Origin of the sequence: Streptomyces sp. NPDC048185 (assembly GCF_043202495.1) — a bacterium.
Taxonomy (GTDB): Bacteria; Actinomycetota; Actinomycetes; order Streptomycetales; family Streptomycetaceae; genus Streptomyces.
This window is the reverse complement of sequence record NZ_JBIDAN010000027.1, coordinates 1-3,548: the sequence shown is the minus strand read 5'-3', so window position 1 is coordinate 3,548 and position 3,548 is coordinate 1. Positions and strand designations below refer to the sequence as shown.

General features: G+C 72.5%; 1 protein-coding gene. It reads left to right on the top strand.

Annotated features, from left to right (window positions below; translation table 11 throughout):
- Positions 1-3,548: SDR family NAD(P)-dependent oxidoreductase (locus ACGF3H_RS36145; RefSeq protein ID WP_393816625.1), on the top strand; the 3,548-nt coding region annotated here is incomplete at both ends.

The following is a 3,548-nucleotide window of genomic DNA, read 5'->3' as shown; positions in this document are numbered from 1 at the left end:
GTTTCCCTGGGTGTTGACGAGGTCAGTGAGCGTTTGTCGGCGTGGGGCGGTCGTCTGTCGGTTGCGGCGGTCAACGGTCCGGCGGTCGTGGTCGTCTCGGGTGACGCGGATGCGTTGGACGAGTTGCTGGCTGCCTGTGAGGCGGAGGGTGTGCGGGCCCGGCGTATCGCCGTGGACTACGCCTCGCACAGCGCGCACGTGGAGCAGATCGAGGACGTTCTCCTCCGGGATCTGGCGGGGATCGTCCCGCAGGCGTCGAGCGTGCCGTTCTATTCGACGGTGACGGCCGGTGTCCTGGACACCGCGTCCTTGGATGCGGGTTACTGGTACCGCAACCTGCGGCAGACGGTCCGTTTCGCGGACACGGTTCGCGCGCTCCTCGACGACGGTTTCCGTCTGTTCGTGGAGTCCAGTGCCCATCCGGTGCTGACGATGGGCGTCGAGCAGACCGCCGAGGAACACACCAACACCCCTGTGACGACAGTCGGTTCGCTGCGCCGCGGCGAAGGCGGTGCGGGACGCTTCCTCACGTCGGCGGCGGAGGCGTTCGTCGGTGGCGCGCCCCTCGACTGGGCGACGCTGTTCCAGGGCACCGGCGCCCGAACGGTCGACCTGCCCACCTACGCCTTCCAGCACCAGCGCCACTGGCTGGAGGCCACGGCATCGCGGCCGCTCGCGCTCGGCATGGCGGACGGCGACCGCACGGACGTCATCTTCTGGGACGCGGTCGAGCAGGAAGACGGGGAAACGCTGGCGGCCACCCTCCGCCTCGACACCGTTGAACAGCAGGAATCGTTCGACGCCGTCCTGCCCGCCCTGGCCCGGTGGCGTCGCCGGCGGCGTTCGGAGTCGACCGTCGACGCATGGCGCTACGTCGCCGCCTGGCGCCGTACGAACGGCACGGCCAACCCGACGGTCTCCGGAACCTGGCTCCTCGTCACCCCCGGGGCATGCGCCGACGATCCGCTGGTCGCGGACACCCGGCAGGCTCTCGAGGAGCACGGTGCCGAGGTCGTGACCCTCACCCTGCACGGGAACGACGCGGACCGGGCCACACTGACGGAACGGCTGCGCGCGGTCACCGCGGACCACACGCCATCCGGTGTGCTGTCGCTCCTCGCCCTGGACGAGACCCCGTACCCGGACCACCCCGTCGCCGGCACCGGCCTGGTGCTCACCCTGTCCCTCATCCAGGCCCTGGGCGACCTCGGCACCCGGGCGCCGCTGTGGTCCGCAACGAAGGGCGCGGTGTCCACCGGCAGCACCGACCCTCTGACCAGCCTGGCACAGGCCACCGTGTGGGGCTTGGGCCGGGTCGCCGCCGTCGAGTACCCGGACACCTGGGGCGGCCTGGTCGACCTGCCGGCCACCCTGGACGCGCGGGCCCGAGCCCGGCTCGCCGGCGTCCTCGCGGTCTCCGACGCGGAGGACCAGGTGGCCGTCCGGGCCTCCGGGGTCATGCTGCGACGCCTGGAACCCGCGCCGCTGGGCGACCACCGTCCCCGCCGCACCTACAAGCCCCGCGGCACCGTCCTCGTCACCGGTGGCACCGGTGCCCTCGGCACCCACCTGGCCCGGTGGCTGGCCCGCAACGGCGCCGAACACCTGATCCTGACGAGCCGCCGTGGGCCTGCCGCGCCCGGCGCCGACGCCCTGGTCGCCGAACTCGCCGAGCTCGGCACCCGGGTCACCGTCACCGCCTGTGACATGGCGGACCGTGACGCAGTGGCCGGCGTCCTCGCCTCCGTACCCGCGGATCTCCCCCTCAGCGCCGTCATCCACGCTGCCGCCCACATCGACCTGGCCGGCCTGGCCGGAACGACGGTGGCGGAGTTCGCCGACGTCATGAACGCCAAGGCGGCAGGCGCGGCCCACCTCGACGCGCTGCTGGGCGACACCCCGCTCGACGCGTTCGTCCTGTTCTCGTCCGTCGCCTCCGTCTGGGGCGTCGGCGACCACGGCGCCTACGCGGCCGCCAACGCCTACCTCGACGCGCTCGCCGAACGCCGCCGGGCCAACGGCCTGACCGCCACCTCGGTGGCCTGGGGCGTGTGGGACGCGGTCGGCGACAACGCCCCCGAGGCCCTGGACCTGGACCAACTGCGCCGTCGCGGACTGCGGTTCATGGACATCGACCTCGGCATCGCCGCGCTCCAGCAGACGCTGGACCACGACCAGACACACCTGGCGATCGCCGACATGGACTGGGACACCTTCCTCCCGGTCTTCACCTCCGCACGCCCCAGCCCGCTGCTGGACGAGCTCGCCGAGGCCCGCCGCCTCCGGCAGGAGAGCACCGCCGGCACGGGAGACACCGCCGGCGGCCCGGGCACCGACCCGGCCTCACCGCTCCGGCAGCGACTGGCCGGCCTGGCGCCCGGCGAACGCGGACACGCCGTCCTCGACCTCGTCCACGAGCAGGTCGCGGCCGTCCTGGGCCACGCCGACACGGATACGTTCGACTCCGGCCGCGCCTTCAAGGAGCTCGGGTTCGACTCCCTGACCGCCGTGGAGCTGCGCAACCGCCTGAACACGGCGACCGGCCTGCGACTGCCCGCTACCCTGATCTTCGACTATCCCACCAGCGCCGTACTGAGCGAACACATCCAGGAGCAGCTCCTCGGAGCGGCCGGGGCGACTCCGGACAGCTCCGCGGCAGCCGTGTCCGACGCCGCCCTCGCGGCCCGGCCGGCCGACGACGACGCCATCGCGATCGTCGCGATGAGCTGCCGCTACCCGGGCGGCGTGACCTCCCCCGAGGAGCTCTGGCAGCTGGTCATGTCCGAGGACGACGCGATCGGCGGACTGCCCACCGATCGCGGCTGGGACATCGAGGGCCTCTACGACCCCGACCCCGACGCTCCCGGCAAGACCTATGTGCGCGAGGGCGGTTTCCTCTACGACGCCGCCCGGTTCGACCCCGAGTTCTTCGGCATCTCGCCGCGTGAGGCGGAGGCGATGGACCCGCAGCAGCGCCTGCTGCTGGAGACGTCCTGGGAGGCCTTCGAGCGCGTCGGCGTGCCCGCGCCGTCCCTGCGCGGCAGCCGCACCGGTGTCTTCATGGGAGTCAACTACCAGGAGTACGGCCCGCGCGTCCACGAGGCGCCCGAGGGCACCGAAGGCCATCTGATGACGGGCAACGCGGCCAGCGTCGTCTCCGGCCGCGTGTCCTACACGTTCGGGTTCGAGGGTCCTGCGGTGACGGTGGACACGGCGTGTTCGTCGTCCCTGGTGGCGCTGCACCTGGCGGCCCAGTCGCTGCGGCAGGGCGAGTGCTCGCTGGCGTTGGCCGGCGGTGTCGCCGTCATGCCGACCCCCAGTGCGTTCATCGCCTTCAGCCGCCAGCGCGGCCTCGCCGCCGACGGCCGCTGCAAGGCGTTCGGGGCGGACGCGGACGGCATGGGACTCGCCGAAGGCATCGGCGTGGTGCTGTTGGAGCGGCTGTCGGATGCTCGTCGTCACGGGCATCGGGTGCTGGCGGTGGTGCGTGGTTCGGCTGTCAATCAGGACGGTGCGAGCAATGGTCTGACGGCGCCGAACGGTCCGTC